The organism is Zobellella endophytica (genome assembly GCF_003012775.1).
Taxonomy (GTDB): domain Bacteria; phylum Pseudomonadota; class Gammaproteobacteria; order Enterobacterales; family Aeromonadaceae; genus Oceanimonas; species Oceanimonas endophytica.
Window position 1 is genome coordinate 141,849 of record NZ_PXYG01000003.1, and the last position, 24,100, is coordinate 165,948.

General features: G+C 65.9%; 23 protein-coding genes. 7 read left to right on the forward strand and 16 right to left on the reverse strand.

The window, feature by feature from the left end; all coding sequences use genetic code 11:
- Window positions 1–64: 64 nt before the first annotated feature.
- Complete coding sequence (gene bioA / locus C7H85_RS09715) at window positions 65–1,330, forward strand: adenosylmethionine--8-amino-7-oxononanoate transaminase (RefSeq protein WP_106729514.1); 1,266 nt, start codon at window positions 65–67, stop codon at window positions 1,328–1,330.
- Between the two features lie 479 nt (window positions 1,331–1,809).
- Here bioA and C7H85_RS09720 read toward each other — a convergent pair whose 3' ends face one another.
- From C7H85_RS09720 to C7H85_RS09755, 8 genes are all read right to left on the reverse strand, one after another.
- Window positions 1,810–3,078, reverse strand: a complete 1,269-nt coding sequence (locus C7H85_RS09720; RefSeq protein ID WP_106729515.1) for a TRAP transporter large permease — start codon at window positions 3,076–3,078, stop codon at window positions 1,810–1,812.
- Window positions 3,075–3,575: a TRAP transporter small permease gene (locus tag C7H85_RS09725; RefSeq protein WP_106729516.1), complete on the reverse strand. Its 501-nt coding sequence runs from the start codon at window positions 3,573–3,575 to the stop codon at window positions 3,075–3,077. The genes C7H85_RS09720 and C7H85_RS09725 overlap by 4 nt, the downstream gene beginning before the upstream one ends.
- 41 nt (window positions 3,576–3,616) lie before the next feature.
- On the reverse strand, window positions 3,617–4,591 hold the full coding sequence (locus C7H85_RS09730) for a TRAP transporter substrate-binding protein (RefSeq protein WP_106729517.1): 975 nt from the start codon (window positions 4,589–4,591) through the stop codon (window positions 3,617–3,619).
- A gap of 120 nt (window positions 4,592–4,711) precedes the next feature.
- The gene (locus tag C7H85_RS09735; protein ID WP_106729518.1) at window positions 4,712–5,413 is read right to left on the reverse strand and encodes a fumarylacetoacetate hydrolase family protein; all 702 of its coding nucleotides are present in this window, start codon (window positions 5,411–5,413) and stop codon (window positions 4,712–4,714) included.
- Between the two features lie 14 nt (window positions 5,414–5,427).
- Window positions 5,428–6,459: a cupin domain-containing protein gene (locus C7H85_RS09740; protein WP_106729519.1), complete on the reverse strand. Its 1,032-nt coding sequence runs from the start codon at window positions 6,457–6,459 to the stop codon at window positions 5,428–5,430.
- 46 nt (window positions 6,460–6,505) lie between these two features.
- Entirely contained in the window at window positions 6,506–7,714 is a 1,209-nt protein-coding gene (locus C7H85_RS09745) for a 3-hydroxybenzoate 6-monooxygenase (protein ID WP_106729520.1), read from the reverse strand.
- Window positions 7,715–7,748: 34 nt separating this feature from the next.
- Window positions 7,749–8,390: a maleylacetoacetate isomerase gene (gene maiA, locus C7H85_RS09750; RefSeq protein WP_106729521.1), complete on the reverse strand. Its 642-nt coding sequence runs from the start codon at window positions 8,388–8,390 to the stop codon at window positions 7,749–7,751.
- A gap of 11 nt (window positions 8,391–8,401) precedes the next feature.
- The gene (locus C7H85_RS09755) at window positions 8,402–9,100 is read right to left on the reverse strand and encodes a fumarylacetoacetate hydrolase family protein (RefSeq protein ID WP_106729522.1); all 699 of its coding nucleotides are present in this window, start codon (window positions 9,098–9,100) and stop codon (window positions 8,402–8,404) included.
- A 180-nt stretch (window positions 9,101–9,280) separates the two neighbouring features.
- On the opposite strand from C7H85_RS09755, the gene C7H85_RS09760 reads away from it, so the two are divergent.
- The 6 genes from C7H85_RS09760 (at window position 9,281) to ypfJ (ending at window position 16,132) form a co-directional block, all read left to right on the forward strand.
- Window positions 9,281–10,216 (forward strand): LysR substrate-binding domain-containing protein, encoded by a 936-nt coding sequence (locus tag C7H85_RS09760; RefSeq protein ID WP_106729523.1) that lies wholly within the window; start codon window positions 9,281–9,283, stop codon window positions 10,214–10,216.
- A gap of 625 nt (window positions 10,217–10,841) precedes the next feature.
- The gene (locus tag C7H85_RS09765; protein ID WP_106729524.1) at window positions 10,842–11,984 is read left to right on the forward strand and encodes a DcaP family trimeric outer membrane transporter; all 1,143 of its coding nucleotides are present in this window, start codon (window positions 10,842–10,844) and stop codon (window positions 11,982–11,984) included.
- Window positions 11,985–12,176: 192 nt separating this feature from the next.
- A complete protein-coding gene (locus C7H85_RS09770; RefSeq protein WP_106729525.1) occupies window positions 12,177–13,208 on the forward strand; it encodes a TRAP transporter substrate-binding protein in 1,032 nt (343 codons plus the stop codon).
- A gap of 5 nt (window positions 13,209–13,213) precedes the next feature.
- The gene (locus C7H85_RS09775; RefSeq protein WP_158260077.1) at window positions 13,214–13,753 is read left to right on the forward strand and encodes a TRAP transporter small permease; all 540 of its coding nucleotides are present in this window, start codon (window positions 13,214–13,216) and stop codon (window positions 13,751–13,753) included.
- Window positions 13,750–15,051 (forward strand): TRAP transporter large permease, encoded by a 1,302-nt coding sequence (locus C7H85_RS09780; RefSeq protein WP_106729527.1) that lies wholly within the window; start codon window positions 13,750–13,752, stop codon window positions 15,049–15,051. Before C7H85_RS09775 ends, C7H85_RS09780 begins: the two co-directional genes overlap by 4 nt.
- Before the next feature lie 187 nt (window positions 15,052–15,238).
- A complete protein-coding gene (gene ypfJ, locus C7H85_RS09785) occupies window positions 15,239–16,132 on the forward strand; it encodes a KPN_02809 family neutral zinc metallopeptidase (RefSeq protein WP_106729528.1) in 894 nt (297 codons plus the stop codon).
- 78 nt (window positions 16,133–16,210) lie between these two features.
- Here the strand turns inward: ypfJ and C7H85_RS09790 are convergent, their stop codons facing one another.
- The 8 genes from C7H85_RS09790 to C7H85_RS09825 form a co-directional block, all read right to left on the reverse strand.
- Complete coding sequence (locus C7H85_RS09790; protein WP_106729529.1) at window positions 16,211–16,807, reverse strand: phenylacetic acid degradation protein PaaY; 597 nt, start codon at window positions 16,805–16,807, stop codon at window positions 16,211–16,213.
- A 188-nt stretch (window positions 16,808–16,995) separates the two neighbouring features.
- On the reverse strand, window positions 16,996–17,922 hold the full coding sequence (gene paaX / locus C7H85_RS09795; RefSeq protein ID WP_106729530.1) for a phenylacetic acid degradation operon negative regulatory protein PaaX: 927 nt from the start codon (window positions 17,920–17,922) through the stop codon (window positions 16,996–16,998).
- A gap of 136 nt (window positions 17,923–18,058) precedes the next feature.
- Window positions 18,059–19,354, reverse strand: coding sequence for a phenylacetate--CoA ligase PaaK (paaK, locus tag C7H85_RS09800; RefSeq protein ID WP_106729531.1), 1,296 nt, complete (start codon window positions 19,352–19,354; stop codon window positions 18,059–18,061).
- Between the two features lie 24 nt (window positions 19,355–19,378).
- Window positions 19,379–20,587 (reverse strand): 3-oxoadipyl-CoA thiolase, encoded by a 1,209-nt coding sequence (gene pcaF, locus C7H85_RS09805; RefSeq protein ID WP_106729532.1) that lies wholly within the window; start codon window positions 20,585–20,587, stop codon window positions 19,379–19,381.
- Entirely contained in the window at window positions 20,580–21,026 is a 447-nt protein-coding gene (gene paaI / locus C7H85_RS09810; protein ID WP_094039817.1) for a hydroxyphenylacetyl-CoA thioesterase PaaI, read from the reverse strand. The genes pcaF and paaI overlap by 8 nt, the downstream gene beginning before the upstream one ends.
- Entirely contained in the window at window positions 21,019–22,521 is a 1,503-nt protein-coding gene (locus C7H85_RS09815; RefSeq protein WP_106729533.1) for a 3-hydroxyacyl-CoA dehydrogenase, read from the reverse strand. The genes paaI and C7H85_RS09815 overlap by 8 nt, the downstream gene beginning before the upstream one ends.
- Before the next feature lies 1 nt (window position 22,522).
- Window positions 22,523–23,314, reverse strand: coding sequence for a 2-(1,2-epoxy-1,2-dihydrophenyl)acetyl-CoA isomerase PaaG (gene paaG / locus C7H85_RS09820; protein ID WP_106729534.1), 792 nt, complete (start codon window positions 23,312–23,314; stop codon window positions 22,523–22,525).
- A complete protein-coding gene (locus C7H85_RS09825; protein WP_106729535.1) occupies window positions 23,314–24,090 on the reverse strand; it encodes an enoyl-CoA hydratase-related protein in 777 nt (258 codons plus the stop codon). Before C7H85_RS09825 ends, paaG begins: the two co-directional genes overlap by 1 nt.
- Window positions 24,091–24,100: the final 10 nt, after the last annotated feature.

The window sequence follows — 24,100 nt, forward strand, 5'->3', positions numbered from 1 at the left end:
GTGTAAGGACGGATGCTAGCCTGTCAACCATCAGTAACATCAATGGTTTACATTTGATTAATTTATGACCAATCAAGAATTCGATCTGCACCACCTCTGGCACCCCTATACTTCCCTCACCCAGCCCCTGCCCTGCTACCGGGTCGAGCGCGCCAGCGGCGTTTACCTGGAGCTGGCGGACGGCCGCAAGCTGATAGACGGCATGTCGTCCTGGTGGGCCTGCCTGCACGGCTATAATGTGCCGGAGCTGAACGCCGCCGCCACCGGGCAGCTGGCGAAGATGTCCCACGTGATGTTCGGCGGCCTCACCCACGATCCCGCCATCGCGTTATGCCGGGCGCTGGGCCAGGTGCTGCCGGCGGGGCTGGATCGCTTCTTCCTGGCGGACTCGGGCTCGGTGTCGGTGGAGGTGGCGCTGAAAATGGCCATCCAGTACTGGCACGGCCGGGGCACGCCCAAAACCCGCTTTGCCGCGCTCAGCCGCGGCTACCACGGCGACACCTTCGGCGCCATGAGCGTGTGCGATCCCAACGGCGGCATGCACAGCCTGTACAAGGGCTTTTTGCCGGAGCATATTTTCGTGCCCACGCCCCAGAGCCCCTTCGACGGCGAGCTCGACCCGGCCGATCTGCAGGCGCTGGAAGCGGTGCTGGCCGAGCACCACCGGGAGCTGGCGGCGCTTATCCTGGAGCCCGTGGTGCAGGGCGCCGGCGGCATGCGCTTCTACCATCCGGACTACCTCAAAGGCGCGCGCGCGCTGTGCGACCGTTACGAGGTGCTGCTGATCGCGGATGAAATCGCCACCGGCTTCGGCCGCACCGGCAAGCTGTTCGCCTGCGAGTGGGCCGGCATCACGCCGGACATCATGTGCATCGGCAAGGCGCTCACCGGCGGCTACATGACCATGGCCGCCACCATCACCACGCAAGCGGTGGCCGACACCATCTGCAACGGCCCGGCCGGGGTACTGATGCACGGCCCCACCTTTATGGCCAATCCCCTGGCCTGCGCCGTAGCCCTGGCAAGCCTGGAGCTGCTGCTCGCCTCCCCCTGGCAGCAACGCATCCAGGCCATCGAAGCCCAGCTCAAGCGCGAGCTGGCACCGGCCCGGGATCTGCCCCGGGTGGCGGATGTGCGGGTGCTGGGCGGCATCGGCGTGATCGAGATGAAAGCGCCGCTCGCGGTCGCCGAGGTGCAGAAGCGACTGGTGGAGCTGGGCGTGTGGATCCGCCCCTTCGGCAAGCTGCTCTACGTGATGCCGCCCTACATCATAAAACCCGACGAGCTCAGCCGGCTGACCGGTGCCATGAAGGTGATCGCCGGGCAGTAGCCGCCGTGATTGGGGTGGTTCCCGTAGGGTCGACTTCAGTCGACCGAACCACGGCACCGTTGTCGGAACGATCCACCGAAGTGGACCCTCGCCCACTTCGGTGCCCCCTTATGCGGCCTGGCAAGCCATGCCTTAACCACAGGCGTACCCCCCATGCGGGCGGGCCGCCCGCGCCCCAAACAGCGCCACTCTGCGACCTTAACGGCGAACGCCAACCCCCGGAGCGCAGGCGGCTCGCCGGTATTTCTAACTTGTAGGGTCCATTTCAATGGACCTCCCACCCACGGCGCCGTGGTTTGGTCGACTGAAGTCGACCCTACAACAGGAGCGCAGCGGGAACCTGCGGCCTGGCAAGCCATGCCTTAACCACAGGCGTACCCCCTATGCGGGCGGGTCGCCCGCGCCCCCCCAAAAAAAGCCCTTTCACCTGGGGTGAAAGGGCAAATCGGTGTCTTAACCACTTTTTAATGTCGTTCGAACTACATCAGGCTCGGCAGCCACAGGGAAATGGCCGGGAACACCGCGATGATCAGCATGCAGATCAGCATGGAGGCCAGGAAGGGGAGCATTGCCTTGAACAGGGCGCCCATCGGCAGGTTGGCCGAGGTCATGGCGATATAGAGCCCCGGCCCCACCGGCGGCGTGACCAGGCCGATCAGGGTCGCCAGGCTGATGATCACCCCGAAATGGATGGGATCGATGCCGAAGGAAATGGCCGCCGGCAGTATGATCGGCACTATCACTATCATCACGCTGATGCTCTCGAGGAACATGCCGAGCAGGATCACCAGTACATAGACCAGCATCAGGAACAGCAGCGGCGAGGTGGTGATGCCGCTGATCCATGCCACCAGCATGTCCGGCACCGCCTCGAACGACAGCGCCCAACCGAACACCGAGGCGGTGGCGATAAGGCCGGTGATGGTGGCGGTGTTGAGCGCCACCGAGGCGAAAATAGCCGGCAGCTCCTTCAGGCTGATGCTCCTGTAAACCACGGCGCCGATGATAAAGGCCAGGATGGAGGCGATGGCACCGGCCTCGGTGGGCGTCATCACCCCGGAGATGATGCAGACGATCACCACCAGCGGAATGGTGCCTGGCAACAGGCCGCTCACCAGCTCCTGGCGGATGTTCTTGTGCTTGAGGTGCTCGCCCGAGGGCAGGCCGGCGAACAGGCCGGTGAGGAAGATCACCAGGGCGAAGCCGGCGATGATCAACAGCCCCGGCAGTATGCCGGCGATAAACAGGGCGGAGATCGGCTGGTAGGCCACCACCCCGTAGATGATCATCAGCATCGAGGGCGGAATGATGGGCCCCAGCAGGCCGCCGGCCATGGTCACGGCGGCGGAGAATTCCTTCTTGTAGCCCTTTTCCACCATGGTCGGCACCATCAGCCGGCTCATCACCGCGATCTGGGCGGTGGCCGAGCCGAGGATGGAGGCGGCCATGGCGTTGGTCAGCAGGTTCACGTAGGCCAGTCCGCCCTTGAAGCCGCCCACGAACACGTCGGCGGCGTTCATCAGCCGGGAGGTGAGCCCGCCCTTGTTCATCAGCTCGCCCACCAGCATGAACAGCGGAATGGCCAGCAGGCCGTTCTGGTTGAGGGAGCCGTAGAGCTGGATCGGCAGCGAGCTCATCAGCACGGTGAGATCGGTTTGCCACAGGAACACCAGGGTACCGAGCAGCAGGGTGATGAAGATGGGCAGCCCGATCAGCAGGGTGACGAAGAAGGTAACGGAGGTCATCATAATGCCGCCTCGCTGTGAACCGAACTGGCCGGGCCGATGATTTTGACGAATTGATGCCAGGCCATGCAGTAGAAGGACACCACCAGCACCGCGTAGTTGTACCACCTGGGTAACTGGGTGGTGGGCGACACGTCCGCCTTGATTTCCGGGCGCAGTATCCAGTCGGTGGCGTAATAGCACAGCACCAGCAAGGTCAGCAGCGACACCAGCTGCAGCAGTTTTTCCAGCCAGAGCCGGCAGGATGCATTCAGATTTTCCAGAATAAAGTCCACCCGGACCAGTTTGCTGGAAAACAGCAAATAGCTGACGCCGATAAAGGTGGCGGAGATGAGTATCTGCACCGAGACTTCTTCCGCCCAGAACAGGGGGCTGTTGAAGAAATACCTGAGCACGACCTGGGTTGCCAGGATAAAGGTCAGCAGCACCGTCAATACAATCAACAGCCCGTATTCCACCTTACCCAGCAGTCCATCCAGCTTTCTGATGATCTTGAACATAATAACCTCGGTAGCAGGGCCCGGGCCCTGCTCGATTGATGTCACTGCTGACGCTGTTGCTGATAGAAGGCATCGATGCCGGCGCTGGCCGCGGTATAGCTTTCCACCACGGCGGCGGCGGCCTCCTGCAACTGGGCTTCATCGAATTCGTTGATGGTCACCCCTTCCTTTTCAAGCAGTGCCAGGTTGGAAATTTCGGCCTCCGCCTGTTTCCGGAAGCCCCATTCCTCGGCCTCCTTGAAGGCGTTCAGCACCAGGGTGCGATCCTCTTCCGACAGCCGGTTCCACCAGACCTCGGAGGCCACCACCACGCCGGGGAAGGCCATGTGGTTGGTCAGGGTCAGGTAGGGCGCCTGCTGGTACATCTTGAGGCCGACCACTATGTCCAGATCCACGTCCACCGCATCCAGCAGGTTGGTGGTCAGGGCCGAGGACACGTCGCTGATGGCCAGGGCGGTGGGCGCCGCGCCCAGCTGGTTCCACCAGTCGTTGAACAGCTTGTTGGGGAAGGAGCGGATCTTCTTGTTCTTGAAATCGTCTGCCGAGGTCATGGGTTTGGAAGAAATGACGTGGCGCATGCCGGCGAAGGTGTAGCCCAGCCCCACCAGCTTGTGCTGCTTGAGGTTCTCCAGCATCTCCTGGGCGGCGGGGTGCTTGCTGGCCTCGGCGGCGTCGGTCACGTCCTCGAAGATATAGGGCAGGAACCAGGCGTTCATGTTCTCGGCCCGGTTGGACAGGCTGCCCGCGGTCAGGATGGCCAGCTGCATGCCGCCGGACTGCAGCAGATCGATCATCTGATCGTCGCCGCCCAGCTTGGACAGCGGGAAGATCATGATGGAATGCTTGCCGCCCGAGGCTTCCTTCAGGTTGTCGTTGAAGCGCTCGGCCACCTGGTTCCAGATATGGCTGGGCGGGGTCACGTGCCCCAGCCGCATCCGCTCCGCGCTGGCGGAGAAGCTGAAGGTCAGTGCCGAGGCGATGGCGGTCACCGCGAAGAGTTTTTTCAAAGTTACCATGACGAGTCGAGCTCCCTGTAATCCGTAAACCATGGGGGAAATCCCCCACCATTGCGGCCGTGCTGGCCTAAAATCCGTTTTCATCCACAACGGGGCCGGGCCCATGAGCCGGCCCCGTCGTTATTGGGCGATGCGCAGCTCTACGCCGCCCACCCCGGCCACCACGCCGGTGATCCGGTCGCCGGCCACCACCGGGCCCACGCCGTCGGGGGTGCCGGTGTAGATCAGATCCCCCGGCTGCAGGTGGTAGAAGCGCGACAGGTGGGCGATGATCTCCGGTACGTTCCAGATAAGCTTGGTCAGATCCGAGTGCTGCCTGACCTCGCCGTTCACGCTCAGGCTGATCTCGCCGCTGTTCACTATGCCGGTCTGCGCCTTGGGCACGATGGGGCCGAGCACCGCGGACTCCTCGAAGTCCTTGCCCAGATCCCAGGGCCGGCCGGTTTCCCGCGCCTTCAGCTGCAGATCCCGGCGGGTCATGTCGAGGCCGGCGGCATAGCCGAACACCAGCTCGTTGGCCTCGGCCTCGCTCACTTCGAAGCCTTCCTTGCCGATGGCCACCACGAACTCCATTTCATAATGGTAATTGGCGGTTTGCGGCGGATAGGCGATTTCGCTGCCCGAGGGGATCAGGCTGCTCGGGTGCTTGGTGAAGTAAAAGGGCTCCTGGCTGCTCTTGTCGACGCTCACCCCCATTTCGGCGGCGTGGGCGTGGTAGTTGCGGCCCACGCAGAAGATGCGGTGCACCGGGAACAGCGCCTCGGTACCGGCCACGGCGGCGAAGGTCTGCTCTTTAGCAGGGAATAACAGTTGCTGGGTCATAGGGTCGCCTTCCATTAATAGATGCCGAGGTAACGATGCAGCGGGGCTTCGTCGGCGGTGATCATAAAGGCCGGCTTATCGGCCGAGCCGTTGCTCAGGGTAATGTCGCTGTAGCCGGGGGCGGACAGGGTGTCCTTGTCGTTCCAGGCCAGGGGCTCGCCGCCGTCCACGCTCAGCTGGCCCGCGCCTTCCACCGCGTGGAACACGCAGGCGGTGGTGCGCCTGGACAGGGTGACGCTCTCGCCCGGGCGCAGCATCAGGGCGCCGAAGCCGATGCTGGGGAACAGGCTGGCGCCGGTTTCCGGGTTGACGTAGCTCACCTGCAGCAGGCCGTTTTGATAATGCTCGGCCATCTCCACCAGGCAGGAACGGGTCTTGCTCCAGGGGTAGCGCAGCATGGGCGCGTCGGCGGTGCCGCGCTGGAAGTTGAGGTTGGGCACCACGCCGGCGGCGCTGTAGTCGGCGAACGACTTGTCCCGGCTCAGGGTGGTCTGCTGGGGCTGGCCTTCCATCGCCCAGGAGCCTTCCAGCTGGTAGATCAGCGGCAGGTCGAGGATGTCCAGCCAGACGATGGGGCCGTCCCCTTCGTGCTGGTGCTCGTGCCACTTGCCGGAGGGGGTGAGGATCAGATCACCCCGCTCCATGCGGCAGGGCTCGCCATCGACGGTGGTGTAGGCGCCCTCGCCCTCGACGATGATGCGCACCGCGTTGGGGGTGTGGCGGTGGTTGGGCGCGGTTTCACCGGGCAGGATCAGCTGCAGCCCCATGTAGATGCTGGGGGTGGCCTGCATGTTGTTGAGGCCGTGGCCCGGGTTGGCCAGCACCAGCACCCGGCGCTCGGCCTTTTCCATCGGGGTCAGCTCGCCGGCCTGCAGCAGCAGCGGGCGCACCACCTCGTAGCCCCAGCGCAGGGTGCGGGTCTTGCGGCTGGGCACCTTGGGCGGCAGCACGGCGCGCATGTTGGGCCACAGCGGCACCAGGTTCTGTTCGGTCAGCTCGTGGCGGTAGCTTTCGGGCAGCTCTTCCAGGGTTCCGAGTTGATGCATCTTCTCTGTCTCCTTGCGGCGCCGGCCGGGCCGGCGCGCGATACGATTAGCGGTGGTCGTCTTTCAGGCAGTTGGTCACGTTCCAGCCGTACAGCCATTCGATGGCGTCGTAGAAGCGTTCCTGGCTGCGGCCTTGCCACAGCTCGTTGCGCACCAGCCGCTCCACGCCCTTGGCATGATAGATGCGCCCCATCTCCCGGCTGGACAGCACGATACGGGCGGTGCGGGCGACCCGGGAGCGCTGGTACAGATCCAGCGCCTTGTCCCAGTCGTTGTCGTGCACCCGCAGCGCCTCGCCCAGGGTCACGGCATCCTCGATCGCCATGCAGGCGCCCTGGGCCATGTACTGGGTGGTGGGGTGGGCGGCATCGCCCAGCAGGGTGACCCGGCCGTAGGTCCACTGCTCGATGGGCTCCCGGTCGGCGGTGGCCCAGCGCTTCCAGCTCTTGGGCAGGTCGATCAGCTGGCGCGCCCTGGGGCAGATGCCCTGGAAGTAGCTCTGCACCTCTTCCTTGCTGCCTTCGGTCACGCCCCATTCTTCCTGCTCACGGCTGTGGAAGGTCACCACCACGTTGTACTGCTCGCCGCCGCGCAGCGGATAGTGCACCAGGTGGCAGTTGGGGCCGGCCCACAGGCTGGCGGCGTTCCAGCGCAACTCTTCCGGGAAGTCGTCCTTGTCGACCACGGCGCGGTACACCACATGGCCGGTGACCCGGGCCGGATCATTGACATAGGTGGCGCGCACCACCGACTTGACGCCGTCGGCGCCAATCAGGGCGATACCCTTGTAGACGTTGCCGTGCTGGTCATGGACGGCCACGCCGTTTTCATCCTGCTCCACCCGCTGGATCTGGGTGTCGGTCTTGAATTCCACCCGGCCGGTTTCCTGGGCGCCTTCGAACAGCGACAGGTGCACGTCCGCCCGGTGGATCACCGCATAGGGGTTGCCGAAGCGCTGGCGGAAGGCCTCGCCGGTTTCTATCTTGCCTACCTGGTATTCGTCGATGGCGTCGTGCATCACCATGAAATCGGTGAACACCGAGCGGCCGCGCGCCTTGTCGCCGATGCCGAGGGCGTCGAAGGCGTGGAAGGCGTTGGGCCCGAGCTGGATGCCGGCGCCGATTTCACCGATCTCCGGCGCCTGCTCCAGCACCTGTACCCGAAAGCCCCGGCGCACCAGGGCCAGTGCCGCGGCCAGGCCGCCGATACCGCCACCGACCACGATCACTTTTTGCGCTGTCTGTTGCTTGTCCATCTCTGTTCTCCTTTCAATCTGTCTGCCGCCCGGCTCAGGCGATGAAGTCCGGCTGGCGGGAGGGGACCGCCTGCTGGAAGGCCGGCTGCCGCTGGCAATGTTGGTATACCGCCATCATCCGGGGATAGGCGCTCAGGTCGCAGCCCATGCGCTCGGCGTTGGCCACCTGGGGCACCAGGCAGCAGTCGGCCAGGGTGGGCGCCTCGCCGAAGCAGTAGGGGCCATGGCCATAACGTTCGAGCAGGGCCTCCACCGCGCCGAAGCCCTCGGCTATCCAGTGGCGGTACCAGTCGTTCTTCTGCTCTTCGCTCACCTTCAGTTCGTTTTTCAGGTAGCCGAGGATGCGCAGGTTGTTCACCGGGTGGATGTCGCAGGCGATGGCATTGGCCAGCTCCAGCACCCGGGCCCGGGCCAGCGGCTCGGCCGGCAACAGTTTAGGCTCGGGATGAGTCTCGTCCAGATAGTCGATGATCGCCAGCGACTGGCTCAGGCGGTTGCCCTCGTCGTCCACCAGCAGCGGCACTCCCCTGGACGGGTTCACCGCCTGGTAGTCGTCGGTCTTCTGCTCGCCCACCCGGATGTTTATTCCTTTGTAGTCGTAGTCTAGGCCCTTCAGGGCCAGGGCGATGCGCACCCGGTAGGAGGTGGAACTGTTGAAAAAACTGTAAAGCTGCATGATTTTCCCCCTTACAGCACGCGCACGTGCAGTTCGCCCAGGCCCTCGACGCCGCCGACCATCAGCTCGCCCCGGTGCACCGCGCCCACCCCTTCCGGGGTGCCGGTCATGATCAGATCGCCCGGCTGCAGCTCGAAAAAGCGGGACAGGTAGCTGATGGTCTCGGGCACCGACCAGATCAGCTTGTCGATGTCGCTGCGCTGGCGATCTTCGCCGTCCACCTGCAGCCAGATCGCGGCCTGGCCGGGATGGCCGATCTGGCTGGCCGGATGGAGCGGGCCCACCGGCGCCGAGGCATCGAACGCCTTGCCGATTTCCCAGGGGCGGCCCATCTCGCGCATCTTCATCTGCAGATCCCGGCGGGTCATGTCCAGGCCCACGGCGTAGCCCCATACATGGTCGTTGGCCTGTTCCAGGGGGATGTTGCTGCCGCCCTTGCCGATGGCCACCACCAGCTCGATTTCATAATGGTAGTTGCCGGTTTCACTCGGGTAGGGCAGTGCCAGGGTGTCGCCTTCCGCCACCGGCACCACGGCGTCGGCGGGCTTGCAGAAGAAGAAGGGCGGCTCCCGATCCGGGTCGAAGCCCATCTCCCGGGCATGGGCGGCGTAGTTGCGGCCGACGCAATAGACGCGGCGCACCGGAAACTGCTGCTCGCCGCCGACGACGGGGATGCTGGTGACGGCTTGGGGTTCTACGACATAACTCACGTGACACTCTCCTGACTGATTGAGCGGCCCTGCGTCGGCGCCCTGGGTACTGCCCGGCGATAGCATTATTCCAATGTCTCGCTCACGGCCTCGTAACTTCTGAGCAACAGTATTATCCGTGAACCCCATACCGAATAATGATATTTTGAGATACCGTCATACACTTTATGGTATATCTCGATGGACTGGACCCGCCGCCTGCGCCTCAGGCACCTGCACCTGCTGATCAACCTGGCCGACACCGGCAGCCTGAGCGATACCGCCCGCCTCATGCATAGCACCCAGCCGGGGCTGTCGAAGTGGCTGAAGGAGCTGGAAGAAGACATCGGCGCGCCGCTGTTCGAGCGCCATGCCCGCGGCCTCAGGCCCACCGCCATGGGCCAGTTGCTGGTGGGCCATGCCCGGCGCATGGTGACCGAAATGGCCCGGGCCCAGCACAACCTGGAAGCTCTGCAGGAAGGCAGCTCCCGCACCGTGGCGGTGGGCACCTCGCCGGCCTCGGCGCCCAGCTTCGTGCCGGCGGCCATCATGGCCTTCATCGCACTGCACCCCAGGGCGCGGGTGGAAATACAGGAAAGCACCATGAACTCGCTGCTGGACAAGCTGGTGCTGGGCAAGCTGGACGTGGTGGTGGGCCGGCTCGACAACTACCAGCCCCGCGCCAGCCTGAAGAGCGAAATGCTCTACGAGGAGCCGCTGCGCATCGTGGCCCGGCCCGACCATCCCCTGGCCGGGCGGGCGGGGCTGGGCTGGGACGACCTTTATCAGTACGACTGGATAGTCTGGCCCCAGGGCACCCCCATCCGCAGCAAGCTGGACATGGCCCTGACCCTGGCCGGGCGCAAACCGCCGCCCTACCGGGTGGAGTCGTCCTCCCAGGTGGGCAACCTCTGGCTGCTGCAGCACAGCGACATGCTGTCGGTCAGCTCGGAGCGGGTGGCCCGCCACTTCACCGGCCGCGGCCTGGTGGTGCCGCTCGACATCCACCTCGACAGCGGCGAAGGCTATGTGGGCATGTGCTGGCGCGACGAAGAACACCCCGACCCCACCACCCTGGATCTGCTGGAATGCCTGCGCCAGGCCCGGCAGGGCGCCGTGGCTGAAAAGGTCGATTGAAATCGACCCTACGACAAACCACAGCCCGCCAAGGGTCGACTTCAGTCGACCAGGCCACGGCACCGTTGTCGGAACGGTCCACTGAAGTGGACCCTCGCCCACCTCTGTGCCCCCCTAATGCGGGCGGGTCGCCCGCGCCCCACCGTTGTTGTGCACGGCCTCGAGCCTGAAGACGAATAACGCGAAAAAGCGACACAAAAAGGTTACACATCGGTTAAAAAAGTGAAACAAAATACTTCACTTTCTCGATGTATGTGGCATATTTCGTATCGGGTTATACGGCCCTGGCCCCGGGTACGGGCTGAAGCACCCACGATAATGGAGTAGATAAAACAAAGACATGATCCCTTACCTGCCCGGGGGTGGCCCTGTCGATGTCGGTTTCGCCTCACCATAAACTTAGCAATATATAAAAGCGACACATAAAGATTAATGTATCGCTTTCATGGCTCTGGCCCCCGATATCGGGCTCCTGCTCCAGGAGCGCAGCCCCCATCATCGCCCTGAACGGCACGCGCCTCTGCCTCGGCAGAGCGCGTGAGGGATCCCTTTGCACATCGATCTCCTCGAGCGCACGCCTGAGACATCTCAGGGTGGACTTCTGTTAATAAAAGGACTTGATGACATGACTTACCCAAGCAAGAAATCGCGCGTCTTCCCCCTCTCCCTGCTGGCCCTGCTGGTGGCCGGCCCTACCGCCGCCTTCGAAGTGCAGGTGGGCGATACCAAGGCCAATGTGTACGGCTACGCCAAGCTGGATCTGATCTACGATCTGGACGCCGATCTGGGTAACACCGTCAACCGGGGTAATATCCGGCTCGACGGCGAGCCCGGCCCGGACGGACACACCACGCTGCACGCCTTCCAGAGCCGGCTGGGAGTGAGCACTGCCACCCCCACCCGGATGGGCGAAGTCAAAACCACCCTGGAGGGCGACTTCTTCGGCAACGGCGGCGGCAATTTCCGCCTGCGCCACGCCTACGGCGAGTGGAACGGCATCACCGCCGGCCAGACCTGGAGCAACTTCGGCGGCTTGCTCGGCATGAGCCCGACCATCGACTTCACCCCCCAGCCGGGCCAGGGCAACGCCGGCCGCCAGGCCCAGTTGCGCTATACCCTGGGCGGCTTTTCCGTCGCCCTGGAAGATCCCGGCAACCTGGGCAAGAACCTGGCCGTGGCCGCGCCCGACTCCGCCAAGAACACCCTACCCGATCTCACCCTGCGCTATCAGGGCACGTCCGGCGCTCTCAGCTACGGCGCCTCGGCGCTGCTGCGCGAGATCGAGTATTACCGCCAGGCGAGCGACAGCGATGAAAACGCCCTGGGCTGGGGCCTGAACCTGGAGGCGGCCTACCAGCTCACCGACGGCGTCACCCTGCGCGGCTCCCTCACCCATGGCGACGGCATCGGCGGCTACCTGGAAGGCAGCCCGGCGGGCCCGGGTTACCTGGATCCGGCCAGCGGTGCGGTGGAAACCATCGAGGCCAGCGGCGGCACCGCCGGCATCACCGTCAAGGCCGGCCCCGGCGCCGCCACCCTGGGCTACGGCATCGCCCGGGCCAGTCTGGACGATGCCGTGAACGCGGGCGCCGCCGGCTTCGGCGGCGGCAGCACCGATACCTTCGAGGCCATTCACCTCAACTACATCTGGTCACCCGTCGGCCCGGTCAGCTACGGGGTGGAAGTGAGCCACCACCGCCGCGGCCTGCACGACGGCCGGGACGGCGACGCCACCCGCCTGCAGGGCATGGTGATGTACCGCTTCTGACCCTTTCCCTTGCCTGCTGTTTTCGGTGTCGGCCTCGGCCGGCACCTTTTTTATCTGCCTGCCTCCCACCCTCGCACCTGTTACACCAAGGTTAAAAAAACAGAAACAAAATACTTCACTTTTAAAAATAAAATAGTGTAGTGTGTATCATGTTTGTTATGGCAATGTTCCGTTCATGCAAAGGGGAGTGTTATGAAACGTATATGGATATCTCTGTTCGCCGCCGCCGGGCTCTGGCATGGCCAGGCCACCGCCACCGAAACCACCATGCGGGTTGCCACCTGGCTGTCGCCCACCAGCGAGATGAACACGGTGGTGCTGCCCACCTGGGGCCGGTGGATCGAGGAAGCGACCGAAGGAAGGGTCAGGATCAAGCTGGAGCACGATCTGGGCCAGCCCCAGAGCATGATCGATTTGGTTCAGGATGGTGCCGTTGATGCATCATGGACGTATCACGGTTATTTTCCCGGTCGTTTCAAGCTGACCAGCATCGCCGAGTTGCCCAACCTGGGTGCCGGCGCCGAGGCCGCCTCCGTCGCCCACTGGCGGGTACACCAGAAATACCTGGCCCAGGCCAACGAGCACGGCGACGTGGTGGTGGCCGGCCTCTTCACTCACGGCCCGGGCGAGATCCACATGCGCGAACCGATCACCAGCCTTAGCGAACTCAGCAACAAGAAGATCCGCGTCGGCGGCGGGGTGCAGAACACCATCGGCGAGCAGCTCGGCATCATCGGCGTGGCCGCCCCCACCACCAAGGTCTACGAAATGCTGACCCAGGGGGTGGTGGACGGGGTGTTCAATCCCATGAACACCAAGCGCACCATGCGCTTCAAGGAAGTGGCCCCCTATACCCTGAAGATGCCCCACGGCATGTACCTGGGCAGCTTCGGCATCTTTATCGGTCAGGACTTCCTCGACCGGCTGTCGGAGCAGGACAGGGAAGCCGTCATGGCGGTGTCCGGCGAGCGGCTCTCGGCCATGGCCGCCCGCGCCTGGGTGCAGGGCGACCAGGAGGCGGAGCAGGACGCCATCGAATACGGCAACACCATCACCCCCGCCAGCGAGCAGGACGTGCAGCTGTTTGCCGAGCTGACCCGCGGCATCGAGCACGGCTGGCTGGACGAGGTGGCCGACCGCCGGGTCGACGCGAAGCGGGCCCTGGCCGAATTCCGCCGCATTGCCCGGGAATACCAGGCTCAAATGGACGGTAACCAGGGATGAACACCATGACTCGCACCGCAGCCCGGCTCTGGTGTGGCGGCGCGGCCGCCCTCAAGCGGCTGCTCAACCTGCTGGCCGCCCTGATGCTGCTGCTGATGATGCTGCTCACCACCGTCGACGTGCTCGGCCGCTACCTGTTCAACCGGCCGGTGGTGGGCGCCTCGGAGCTGATTGAAATCATGCTCGCCGCCGCCATCTTCCTGGTGCTGCCCACCATCACCTGGCACCGGGAGCACGTGGCGGTGGATCTGGCCGAGCCCTATCTGCCCCGGCTGGTCCGCCGGCTGCGCGACCGGCTGTGCCACCTGTTCATGACGGCGGGCGTCGCCTGGATGGCGATGACGGTATGGAAGCTGGCCGAGCGCGCCGCCCGCTACAACTCGGTCACCGAATACCTGGCCATTCCCAGCGCCTGGGCCATGTACCTGATCGCCGCCAGCCTTTGGCTGACCGCCCTGACCTTTTTGGTGCTGACCCTGCTCGGCGAGCCCGCCGAGCAGACCCTGGCACAACATGAACCCGCGCAGGAGGCGCCGGCCCTATGATGGAATCACTGCTTGGATTCGGCGTGCTGCTGACCCTTATCTTCCTGCGCGTGCCCATCGCCTTCGCCATGGCCGCGGTGGGAGTCGTCGGCTACGCCGCCCTCTCGGACTTCAACTTCACCGCCGCTCTGTCCATCAGCGCCCGCCGGCTGCTGGACACCGCCCAGGACTACGGCCTGAGCGTGATCCCGCTGTTCATCCTGATGGGCAACCTGGTCAGCCGCTCCGGCCTGTCCGGCGAGCTGTTCCAGGCCTCCCATGCGCTGATCGGCCACCGCAAGGGCGGCATGGCCATGGCCGCCATCACCGCCTGCGGCGGCTTCTCCGCCATCTGCGGCTCCAGCCTGGCCACCGCCGCCACCATGTCGCGGGTGGCGATACCGCCGATGCGCAAATACGGCTACGCCGACAGCCTGGCCACCGCCGCCATCGCCGCCGGCGGCACCCTGGGCATCCTCATTCCGCCGAGCGTGGCGCTGATCATCTACGGCGTGCTCACCGAGCAGAGCATCCGCGATCTGTTCGCCGCCGGCTTCGTGCCCGGCCTGCTCGGCATACTGCTTTACCTGGGCGCGGTGCGTTACGTGGTGTGGCGCAACCCCGAGGCCGGCCCCCCCGGCGACGCCATGAGCCGGGCCGAGAAGTGGCGCGCCTTCAAGGGCGTGGGCGGCATCCTCGGCCTGTTCGCCCTGGTGATGGGCGGCATCTACCTCGGCATCTTCACCCCCACCGAGGCCGCCGGCATCGGCGCCGCCGGCGCCCTGGGCATCGCCCTCAAGCGCCGCAGCCTGGGCCTTGCCGAGCTGAAGGAAGTGCTGACAGAGACCGCCCGCACCTCGGCCATGCTGTTCTTCGTGGTGATCGGCGCCCTTATCTTCTCCAACTTCGTCAACCGCGCCGGCCTGCCCGAACACCTGGTGGAGCTGATCACCGGCTTCTCGGTGTCGCCGATGACAGTGCTGCTGATGATCATCGCCATCTACCTGGTGCTGGGCGCCGTGTTCGAAAGCATGTCGATGATGCTGCTGACGGTGCCGGTGTTCTTCCCGGTGATCCACAGCCTGGGGCTGGACCCCATCTGGTTCGGCATCATCGTGGTGGTGGCCACCGAGATCAGCCTGATCACCCCACCGGTGGGCATGAACGTCTTCGTGCTGAGCGGCATGCTCAAGGACGTGAACAGCAGCACCGTGTTCAGGGGCGTCACCCCCTTCTGGTGTGCCGATATCCTCCGCCTGGGGCTGCTGATCCTGCTGCCGGCCCTCACCCTCTGGCTGCCGGAGCTGCTGTACCGCTGAGCGCCACAACCTCATCCCGGGGCCCGCCACGGCGGACCCCGCAGATCGCCGACACGCCTTCGCACCGGCGCCGATCGGCCCCCCCATACCCAAACATCCGGACAGTCCGGCCTTTCGGCTTGCATTCCCCCGGCTCTGCGCCGATCTTATGGTTTTACTTACCGCAAGGTACTGCAAGGAAGGATCCATGCGCTGGGAACATCGACGTCGCAGCTCCAATGTGGAAGACAGGCGGGGGGCCTCGGCCGGCGCCCCCGCCCTGCTGGGGCTGCTGTTGCGCCTGCTGCCCTGGCTGCTGCGCACCAAACTGGGCCGGGTGGTGCTGGTGGCCGGCGCCGGGATCTTTGTCGGCGCCCGCCTGCTTGGCATCGACCTGCTACCGCTGCTGAGCGGTCAGCCGACCACGGTCAGCCAGCCGCGTGCCCTGTCCGCCGAAGAGCAGCAACTGGCAGAGTTTGTCTCTGTGGTGCTGGCCGATACCGAAGACACCTGGCAGCCATTGTTCGAACGTATGGGCAGCCATTATCGGGATCCGACCCTGGTGCTATTCAGCGGCCAGGTGCAATCCGCCTGCGGGTTCGCCCAGGCGGCCATGGGGCCCTTTTACTGCCCCGGCGACAACAGGGTCTATATCGACCTCTCGTTCTACCAGGATCTCAGGCACCGTCACGGGGCGCCGGGGGATTTCGCCCAGGCCTATGTGATAGCCCACGAGGTGGGGCACCATGTGCAGAACCTGCTGGGGATTTCACGTCGGGTACACGAGGCCCGGCGCCAGTTGCCGGCGGTGGAAGCCAACCGGCTGTCGGTGCGCCAGGAGCTGCAGGCGGACTGCTTCGCCGGGGTCTGGGGATTTTATGCCAACAGCGAGCGCCGGTTGCTGGAGCCCGGCGATCTGGAGGAAGCGCTGACCGCCGCCGCGGCCATCGGTGATGACCGCCTGCAACGGCAGAGCCGGGGCCAGGTCACCCCGGACAGCTTTACCCACGGCAGTTCGGAGCAGCGGGTGCGTTGGTTCAAGCAGGGCTTTGAATCGGGCCGGCCGGAACGCTGCGACACCTTCGCCGCCGAGCGGCTCTAGTGAGGGCACCGTGCCTGCCAAGCCGCAGCCAAGGGGGAGGAGCGTTCCGCGCCGGCGGTACTATCCTCCCCTCCGCTGCTAGGCCTTGTATTTGGGCAGGTAGTCGGCGTGCTGGAACAGGCGGGGGCGATCCGGCTCCACCGCCTTGAGCGGGGTGGCCGGGCGCAGGCTGTGCAGGCAGCGCCCGACCAGATCGATATAGGTCTGGGTGCCCTGGCGCTTCCATTCGAGCTCCTCCTGGCGCAGCTCGCGCATCACCCGGGCCGGGGTACCGGCCACCAGCACATTGGCCGGGATCCGCATCTCGGCCTTCACAAAGGCGTGGGCCGCCACTATGCTGTTTTCGCCCACCTCGGCCCCGTCCATCACCACGGCGTTCATGCCCACCAGGGCATTCTCCCCCACCACGCAGCCGTGGAGGATGGCGCCGTGGCCCACGTGGCCCCAGGGGCAAACCTGGGTGTCGGCGTCGGGAAAGCCGTGCATCACGCAGTTGTCCTGCACATTGGCGTTTTGTTGCACCTGGATGCGGCCAAAGTCGCCCCGCAGCGAGGCCAGGGGGCCGATATAGGCGCCCCGTTCCACGATGACGTCGCCGATCAGCACGGCGGTGGGGTGCACATAGGCGCCCTCTTCCACCACCGGCACCAGGCCGTCTATTTCATAGCAATTCATCGATGATCTCCTTTGGTATGGGGAGCCGGTGTAGGGCCGGTTTCAATCGGCCGCCTACCCACGGCGCCGGGTCTGGTCGACTGAAGTCGACCTACAAGCCGGCCCTGTAGGGTCGACTTCAGTCGACCAAACCACCACGCCGGGGATGGATGGTCAATTGAAATGGGCCCTACGGCGATCCTTCCCGGCTATTGCCTCAAACCGCCGAAGCGGCGGTAGAAGGCGGGGCCGGCCGGCGGCAGCGGCCCTTCGGCGGTGCGGCCGGTGGCCCAGAGGTGTTCGTCCGCCGCCCGGTAGAGCAGGTTGTAGATATTGGCGCACAGGGTCTGGGCGGCGGCGCCGGGCCAATTCGCCGGCAGCAGGCCGATGGGCAGGTTGGGATCCTTCAGCAGCACCCGCCGGTAGTGGTAGATAAGCAGGGTGCGCAGCTGGAAGGCCTGGGCCGGATCCAGCCCGGCGCCATCTTCCAGCAGCGGCAGCAGGGGGCGATACAGCGTCAGAAACTCGTGATAGCGCTGGCTGATGTCCTCCAGCGGCCAGTTGACGCTCACCATCCGCGGCAGGGGCGGTGCCACCCCCAGCGACAAGTCCGGCGTCCGGGCCCGGAACACCACCACCTGCTCGGCCATGTCCAGATCCAGCAGCAACTGGCGCAGCTTGCCCTGGTCCAGCCCCGGGTAGGCCATCAGGTTGGGGGCGATGCCGGCGCAGCCCAGCCATTCCAGCTCCTTGCGCAGTTGGGCCTTGGCCTCCAGCTCCACCGAACTCAGCAGCACCAGATCCCACTGGCCGTCCCAGTCCCGCTGGCCGATGCCGTAGATGCGGGCCTCGGCCTGGCGGAAGCGGTGGACGCTGCTGTCGGTCACCCGGTAGAAGCTGAGCCGGCCGATACGCTCCGAGCTGAGCCAGTGGTGCTTGGCCAGGCGGAAGACGGAGGTGCGCACGAAGCGCTCGCCGAAGCCGAAGCCGGCCACCAGCTCGATCAGGCTGGCCAGGCTGATGCCGCCGCCGCGATGGGCGAGGCTGTCGCCGAAGATGGTCATGATGAGGGAGGTGCCGCTCACGGTTTCGTAGTCGAGGGCCTGCTGGATAAAGTGGCTGAGTCGGGAATCCATGGTGTCCAATCTGAGGTATGAGTCAGGTGTGAAAAGGCGGCCAAAGGCCGGGATGAGCCCATTACACCCCGTTTAAATGGCGGACATCAAGCACAAAAGTGGCGTTGCCGCCACTTTTGTGTATCAGGTCCGGCGCTCAGGCGCAGGCGCTGTTGCGCAGATCCAGCACCCGGGCCGCCTTGCCCTCGGAACGGGGCAACTGGCCCTCGCCCACTATGTCTATCTGGGTGGAGATGCCGATCATCGCCTTGATACGGTGCCTGAGCTGGTGGCCGAGCGAATGCAGATCGGCGCTGGCGCAGTCGTGGCGCAGCTCAACCTTGACCATCAGCGAGTCCAGGTGGCCGTGGCGGCTCACCTCCAGCTGGTAGTGGGGGGTCAGCTGGGGGAACTTGAGGATCTGCTCTTCCACCTGGGACGGGAACACGTTCACCCCGCGGATGATCAGCATGTCGTCGCTGCGGCCGGTGATCTTGTCCATGCGGCGCATGGTGCGGGCGCTGCCGGGCAGCAAGCGGGTCAGATCCCGGGTGCGGTAGCGGATCACCGGCAGCCCTTCCTTGGTGATGGTGGTGAACACCAGTTCGCCCAGCTCGCCGTCGGCCAGCACGGCGCCGTTTTCCGAGTTGATGATCTCCGGGTAGAAGTGATCTTCCCAGATGGTGGGGCCGTCCTTGGACTCCAGGCACTCCATGGCCACCCCCGGCCCCATTACCTCCGACAGGCCGTAGATGTCGAGGGCGTCGATGCCGAGGCGCTGCTCGATTTCGGCTCTCATGCCGTTGGTCCAGGGCTCGGCGCCGAACACCCCCACCCGCAGCGAGCAGGCGCTGGCGCTGCCGCCCATCTGCCGCTCCAGCTCATCGATGATGTTGAGGCAGTAGGAGGGCGTGACCATGATGGCGTCGGGCTGGAAGTCCTGGATCAGCTGGGCCTGCTTCTCGGTCTGGCCGCCGGACATGGGGATGACGGTGGCGCCCAGGCGCTCGGCGCCGTAGTGGGCGCCCATGCCGCCGGTGAACAGGCCATAGCCGTAGGCCACGTGGATCTTGTCCCTACTGCTAAGGCCGGCGGCGCGCAGGGAGCGGGCCACCACGTCGGCCCAGACGTCGATGTCGTGCTGGGTATAGCCCACCACCGTCGGCTTGCCGGTGGTGCCGGACGAGGCGTGCAGCCGCACTATCTTCTCCATCGGCACCGCGAACAGGCCGAAGGGATAGTTGTCGCGCAGATCCTGCTTGGTGGTGAAGGGAAACTTGTTCAGATCCTCCAGGGTCTTGCAGTCGGAGGGATGCACCCCGGCCTCGTCGAACTTGCGCCGGTACATGGGCACGTTTTCATAGGCGTGGTGCAGGGTCTTTTGCAGCCGCTCCAGTTGCAGCGAACGCAGTTCGTCGACGGATGCGGTTTCAATATGGTCCAGTTTGCTCATTTGTTGCCTCCTCCCTTTGGCTGGTTACGCGAGGTTCTCGACGATCAGGGCCACGCCCTGACCCACACCCACGCACATGGTGCACAGGCCGTAACGACCGCCGGTGCGTTTCAGTTCATTCACCGCCGCCATTACCAGGCGCACCCCGCTCATGCCGAGCGGATGGCCGAGGGCGATGGCGCCACCGTTGGGGTTGACGTGGGCGGCATCGTCCGGCAGCCCCAGTTCGCGCAGCACCGCCAGGGCCTGGGCGGCGAAGGCCTCGTTCAGTTCGATCACGTCCATCTGCTCAAGATTAAGACCGGCCTTTTCCAGCACGGCGCGCACCGCCGGCACCGGCCCCATGCCCATGTAGCGGGGCTCCACCCCGGCGCTGGCCATGGCCAGGATGCGGGCCTGGGGGGTAAGACCGTACTGGCGCACCGCCTGGCCACTGGCCAGCAGGGCGCAGGCGGCACCGTCGTTCACCCCCGAGGCATTGCCGGCGGTCACGGTGCCGTTCGCCCGGAAGGGGGTCGGCAGCCGGGAAAGATCCGCCATTGTGGTCTCGGGCCTGGGATGCTCGTCGGCGCTCACCTCGGTGACCTGGCCCCGGCGCCCCGGCACCAGCACCGGCACCATGCCCCGGGCCAGCATGCCGCTCTGGCGGGCCTGCTCGGTGCGCCGCTGGCTTTGTAGCGCAAATGTATCCTGATCGTGACGGCTGATGCCATAGCGTTCGGCCACATTTTCGGCGGTTTCCGGCATGGCATCGCTGCCGTACTGGCTTTTCATCAGCGGATTGACAAAACGCCAGCCGATGGTGGTGTCGAAGAGCTCCGCCTGGCGGGAAAAGGCACTCCCGGCCTTGCCCATCACGAAGGGCGCCCGGGACATGGACTCGACCCCGCCGGCCAGCACCAGGTGGGCCTCGCCGGCCTTGATGCTGCGGGCGCCGAAGCCGAGGGCGTCCAGGCCGGAGCCGCACAGCCGGTTGACGGTGGTGCCCGGCACCGTGACGGGCAGCCCCGCCAGCAGGGCCGCCATGCGCGCCACGTTGCGGTTGTCCTCGCCGGCCTGGTTGGCGCAGCCCAGTATCACCTCGTCCACCCGCTCCCAGGGCAGTTGGGGGTGGTTTTCCATCAGCCGGCGCAGGGGAACGGCGGCCAGATCGTCGGCGCGGACCCCGCTCAGGGCGCCGCCGTAGCGGCCCACTGGGGTCCGCGCCATGTCGCACAGATAGGCATCAGTCATGGTGTTCTTCCTTTAAAATGGTTCCCTTTACCTGGTAGGAGCGGCCCCGGAACAACGCCAGCACCTCCCCCGCTTCATTCTCCAGCTGCACGTCGTAGGTGCCGGTGCGCCCGCCCCGGTGCCGCTCCTCGGCCCTGGCCCGCAAAAACTCGCCGGCGAAGGCAGGCTTGAGGTAATCGATGCTGCAACCCTGCCCTATGGTCACCCGGTTGTAACCGTTGCAGGCGAAGGCGAAGGCCGCGTCGGCGAAGGTAAACAGTATGCCGCCCTGAATGCTGCCGTGGCCGTTGAGCATCCACGGCTGCACCCGCATGGTCATCACCGCGGCGCCGGCAGCCACGCTCTCGAGTTCCAGGCCCAGGTGCTGGCTGCAGGCGTCGTTGGCAAACATGGCCTCGGCGCAGCGCCGGGCCAGATCCTCTTCCATTCGTTCAGTCATGGGCTTCCTCCCTGGCCGCCCAGTGCCGCAAGGTGAGCGACGGGCGATATTTGTCCTCGCCGTACAGGGCGTGCAGTCGTTCGAGCAGAGCCAGCAACCGGCGGTAGCCGATTTCCGCCCCCCAGGCCACCGGCCCCTTGGGGTAATTCACGCCATAACGCATGGCCAGATCGATGTCTTCCGGGCTGGCCACCCCGTGCAAACAGGCCTCGGCGGCCTCGTTGACCAGGGTGGCCAGGGTGCGCAGCACCAGCAGCCCCGGGTGATCCGAGAGCAACAGCACCTGCTTGCCCAGGGCCTGGAAAAAGCCGGTCACGGCGGCCACCTGCTCCGGTGTGCAGCAGGCCGACACCCCCAGCGCTAGGTACTGGGCCCGCTCGTAGTCCTCGGCCCAGTCCAGGGCCATGGCGGCCCGGCCCGGGTGGCGCAGGGCGGCGCTCTGGCCGTTGGTCGGCTCGACGCAGACCCCGTCGATCAGCAGGGCGGGCGCGCCGCCCTCGCGCTCAATAGTGCCTGGATAACGGGCCAGCAGGGCCTCGACCCCCTTGAGCCCGGACCAGTCGCCGCGCACCACCACCCGCTCCGGCGCCCGGCCGGCGGGGCTGGGCAGTTCCTGCACCTCCGGCTGGCCGCCCTGGTAGCGGTAGAAGCCCTGGCCGGACTTGCGCCCCAGGCGGCCGGCGTCCACCAGCGCCTGTTGCACCAGCGAAGGCCGGTAGCGGGGCTCGTCGAAGAAGGCCCGGTAGACGCTGGTACTCACTGCAAAATTCACATCCTGGCCGATCAGGTCGGTCAGCTCGCAGGCTCCCATGGGAAAGCCGCCGGCGCTGCGCATCAGGGCGTCCAGCACCCCGGGCTCAGCCACCCCTTCCTGCAGGGCGCGCAGGGTCTCTCCGTAATAGGGCCGGGCGATGCGGTTGACGATAAAACCGGGGGTGGAGCGGGCATGGACCGCCACCTTGCCCCAGTCCCGGGCCAGGGCGAGCAGGGTGTCGCGCACCGGCGCCGCCGTGGCCAGGCCGGAGATCACCTCCACCAGCTTCATCACCGGCGCCGGGTTGAAAAAGTGCAGCCCGGCCAGCCGTTCGGGCCGTGCCAGGGCGGCGCCGATGGCGGTGATGGAAATGGACGAGGTGTTGGAGGCGAACATCGTCTGCTCGCCGCAGATGGCTTCCAGCTCCCGGAACAGCTGCTGCTTGACCTCCAGCCGCTCGACCACGGCCTCGATCACCAGCTCAGCCTCGGCCAGCTCGGCCAGGCACTCGGCGGGCACCAGCCGCGCCAGCAGGGCGGTCCTGTCATCCTCGGCGAGCCTGCCCCGGGCCACCCGCAGGGCCAGCCGTTCGGCCAGCTCCGCCAGGGCGGCGCGGGTACGGGCCGGGTCGACATCGTACAATTGCACGCTGTGTCCGGCCTGGGCCGCCACCTGGGCGATGCCCAGGCCCATGGTGCCGGCGCCGATCACCGCCACTCGTTGAATTGCGTTGCGGCTCATCTCAGCACCCCTTGAAGTTCGGCGACCGCTTGTTGAGAAAAGCGTCCACCCCTTCCCGGTAGTCTTCACTGCGGCCGGCCAGGCGCTGCAGATCCCGCTCCAGCTCCAGTTGCTGCTCCAAGCTGTTGCTCTCCGCCTGGTGGATGGCCTTCTTGATCAGCCCCAGGCCGTAGGTGGGCTGGCGGGCCAGGTGCTGGGCCAGTTGCATGGCCTCGCTGCCCAGTTGCTCGTCGTCCACCACCCGCCAGACAAGGCCCATGTCCAGCGCCTGCTCGGCGCCGAGTTTGTCGCCCAGCAGGGCCAGGCCCAAGGCCCGGGCGCGGCCCACCAGCCGGGGCAGCAGCCAGGTGCCGCCGGAGTCTGGCACCAGGCCCAGCCGGCAAAACGCCTGGATAAAGGAGGCGCTCCGCGCCGCCAGCACGATGTCGCAGGCCAGGGCGATGTTGGCGCCGGCGCCGGCGGCCACGCCGTTCACCGCGCACACCACCGGCTTGGGCAGGCTGGTCAGGCGGCGGATCAGCGGGTTGTAGTAACGCTCGATGGACAGGCCCAGATCCGGCGCCTCGCCGCCCGGGGCCACGGCCCGATCGCCCAGATCCTGGCCGGCGCAAAAGCCCCGGCCACGGCCGGTGAGCAGGATGGCGCGGATCTCGGCGTCCTGCTCCCAGGCTTTCAGCACCTCGGCCACTTCCTGGTGCATGCGTTCATTGAAGCTGTTGAGCTGGGCCGGACGGTTGAGCGCGAGCACGCCCACGGCGCCTTCCCTGTAACATTCGATATGCTGGTATTCCATTATTTCCCCCGGTAGTGCGGTGCGCGTTTTTCCAGAAAGGCGTTGATGCCTTCGTTGCGATCGTCGGTGGCGGCCAGCCAGACAAAGGCCTGGCGCTCCTGGCGCAGGCCCTGGCTCAGGCTGGTTTCCTGGCAGGCCCGCACGGCGGCCTTGGCGGCCCGTACCGCCAGCGGCGCCTGGGCGGCGATGCGCCGGGCCAGCTGGTGGGCGTATTCGTCGGTCAGGCCCGGCGGACAGACCCGGCTCACCAGGCCGAGCTCATGGCCGCGCTCGGCGCTGATGGGCTCGCCGGTGAGCACCATGCGCATGGCGGTCTGCTGTCCGAGCTGGCGGGTCAGCCGCTGGGTGCCGCCGGCGCCGGGCATGATGCCGAGGGTGATTTCGGGCAGTCCGAGCAGGGCGCCCTCGCCCGCCACCACCAGGTCGCAGTGCAGCACCAGCTCCAGCCCGGCGCCCAGGGCGAAGCCGTTCACCGCCGCGATCAGCGGCTTGGGAAAGGCCTCGATGCACGCCCACAGGGCCGGCCGTTCGTCCTGCTGCAGGGCCACCGCGTCCAGGTGGCGCATCTCTTCCAGGTCGGCCCCGGCGGCAAAGCCGCGGCCCTCGCCGCGCAGCACCACGGCGCGCACCCGCTCGTCACTGGCGGCCCCGGCCAGGGCATCGCCCAGCTCGCGCAGGCTCTGGTTGCGCAGCGCGTTGCGCCGCTCGGGCCGGTTGAGGCTGAGGGTCAAGACCCCGTCGTCCCCCCGCCGGCTCAGAATATCCCGCTCCGTCATCCTCTCCTCC

Excerpts from the sequence above, each read along its gene's own strand:
- bioA (WP_106729514.1), top strand. The coding sequence starts at position 65 with ATGACCAATCAAGAATTCGATCTGCACCACCTCTGGCACCCCTATACT.
- C7H85_RS09720 (WP_106729515.1), bottom strand. The coding sequence starts at position 3,078 with ATGATGACCTCCGTTACCTTCTTCGTCACCCTGCTGATCGGGCTGCCC.
- C7H85_RS09725 (WP_106729516.1), bottom strand. The coding sequence starts at position 3,575 with ATGTTCAAGATCATCAGAAAGCTGGATGGACTGCTGGGTAAGGTGGAA.
- C7H85_RS09730 (WP_106729517.1), bottom strand. The coding sequence starts at position 4,591 with ATGGTAACTTTGAAAAAACTCTTCGCGGTGACCGCCATCGCCTCGGCA.
- C7H85_RS09735 (WP_106729518.1), bottom strand. The coding sequence starts at position 5,413 with ATGACCCAGCAACTGTTATTCCCTGCTAAAGAGCAGACCTTCGCCGCC.
- C7H85_RS09740 (WP_106729519.1), bottom strand. The coding sequence starts at position 6,459 with ATGCATCAACTCGGAACCCTGGAAGAGCTGCCCGAAAGCTACCGCCAC.
- C7H85_RS09745 (WP_106729520.1), bottom strand. The coding sequence starts at position 7,714 with ATGGACAAGCAACAGACAGCGCAAAAAGTGATCGTGGTCGGTGGCGGT.
- maiA (WP_106729521.1), bottom strand. The coding sequence starts at position 8,390 with ATGCAGCTTTACAGTTTTTTCAACAGTTCCACCTCCTACCGGGTGCGC.
- C7H85_RS09760 (WP_106729523.1), top strand. The coding sequence starts at position 9,281 with ATGGACTGGACCCGCCGCCTGCGCCTCAGGCACCTGCACCTGCTGATC.
- C7H85_RS09765 (WP_106729524.1), top strand. The coding sequence starts at position 10,842 with ATGACTTACCCAAGCAAGAAATCGCGCGTCTTCCCCCTCTCCCTGCTG.
- C7H85_RS09770 (WP_106729525.1), top strand. The coding sequence starts at position 12,177 with ATGAAACGTATATGGATATCTCTGTTCGCCGCCGCCGGGCTCTGGCAT.
- C7H85_RS09775 (WP_158260077.1), top strand. The coding sequence starts at position 13,214 with ATGACTCGCACCGCAGCCCGGCTCTGGTGTGGCGGCGCGGCCGCCCTC.
- C7H85_RS09780 (WP_106729527.1), top strand. The coding sequence starts at position 13,750 with ATGATGGAATCACTGCTTGGATTCGGCGTGCTGCTGACCCTTATCTTC.
- ypfJ (WP_106729528.1), top strand. The coding sequence starts at position 15,239 with ATGCGCTGGGAACATCGACGTCGCAGCTCCAATGTGGAAGACAGGCGG.
- C7H85_RS09790 (WP_106729529.1), bottom strand. The coding sequence starts at position 16,807 with ATGAATTGCTATGAAATAGACGGCCTGGTGCCGGTGGTGGAAGAGGGC.
- paaX (WP_106729530.1), bottom strand. The coding sequence starts at position 17,922 with ATGGATTCCCGACTCAGCCACTTTATCCAGCAGGCCCTCGACTACGAA.
- paaK (WP_106729531.1), bottom strand. The coding sequence starts at position 19,354 with ATGAGCAAACTGGACCATATTGAAACCGCATCCGTCGACGAACTGCGT.
- pcaF (WP_106729532.1), bottom strand. The coding sequence starts at position 20,587 with ATGACTGATGCCTATCTGTGCGACATGGCGCGGACCCCAGTGGGCCGC.
- paaI (WP_094039817.1), bottom strand. The coding sequence starts at position 21,026 with ATGACTGAACGAATGGAAGAGGATCTGGCCCGGCGCTGCGCCGAGGCC.
- C7H85_RS09815 (WP_106729533.1), bottom strand. The coding sequence starts at position 22,521 with ATGAGCCGCAACGCAATTCAACGAGTGGCGGTGATCGGCGCCGGCACC.
- paaG (WP_106729534.1), bottom strand. The coding sequence starts at position 23,314 with ATGGAATACCAGCATATCGAATGTTACAGGGAAGGCGCCGTGGGCGTG.
- C7H85_RS09825 (WP_106729535.1), bottom strand. The coding sequence starts at position 24,090 with ATGACGGAGCGGGATATTCTGAGCCGGCGGGGGGACGACGGGGTCTTG.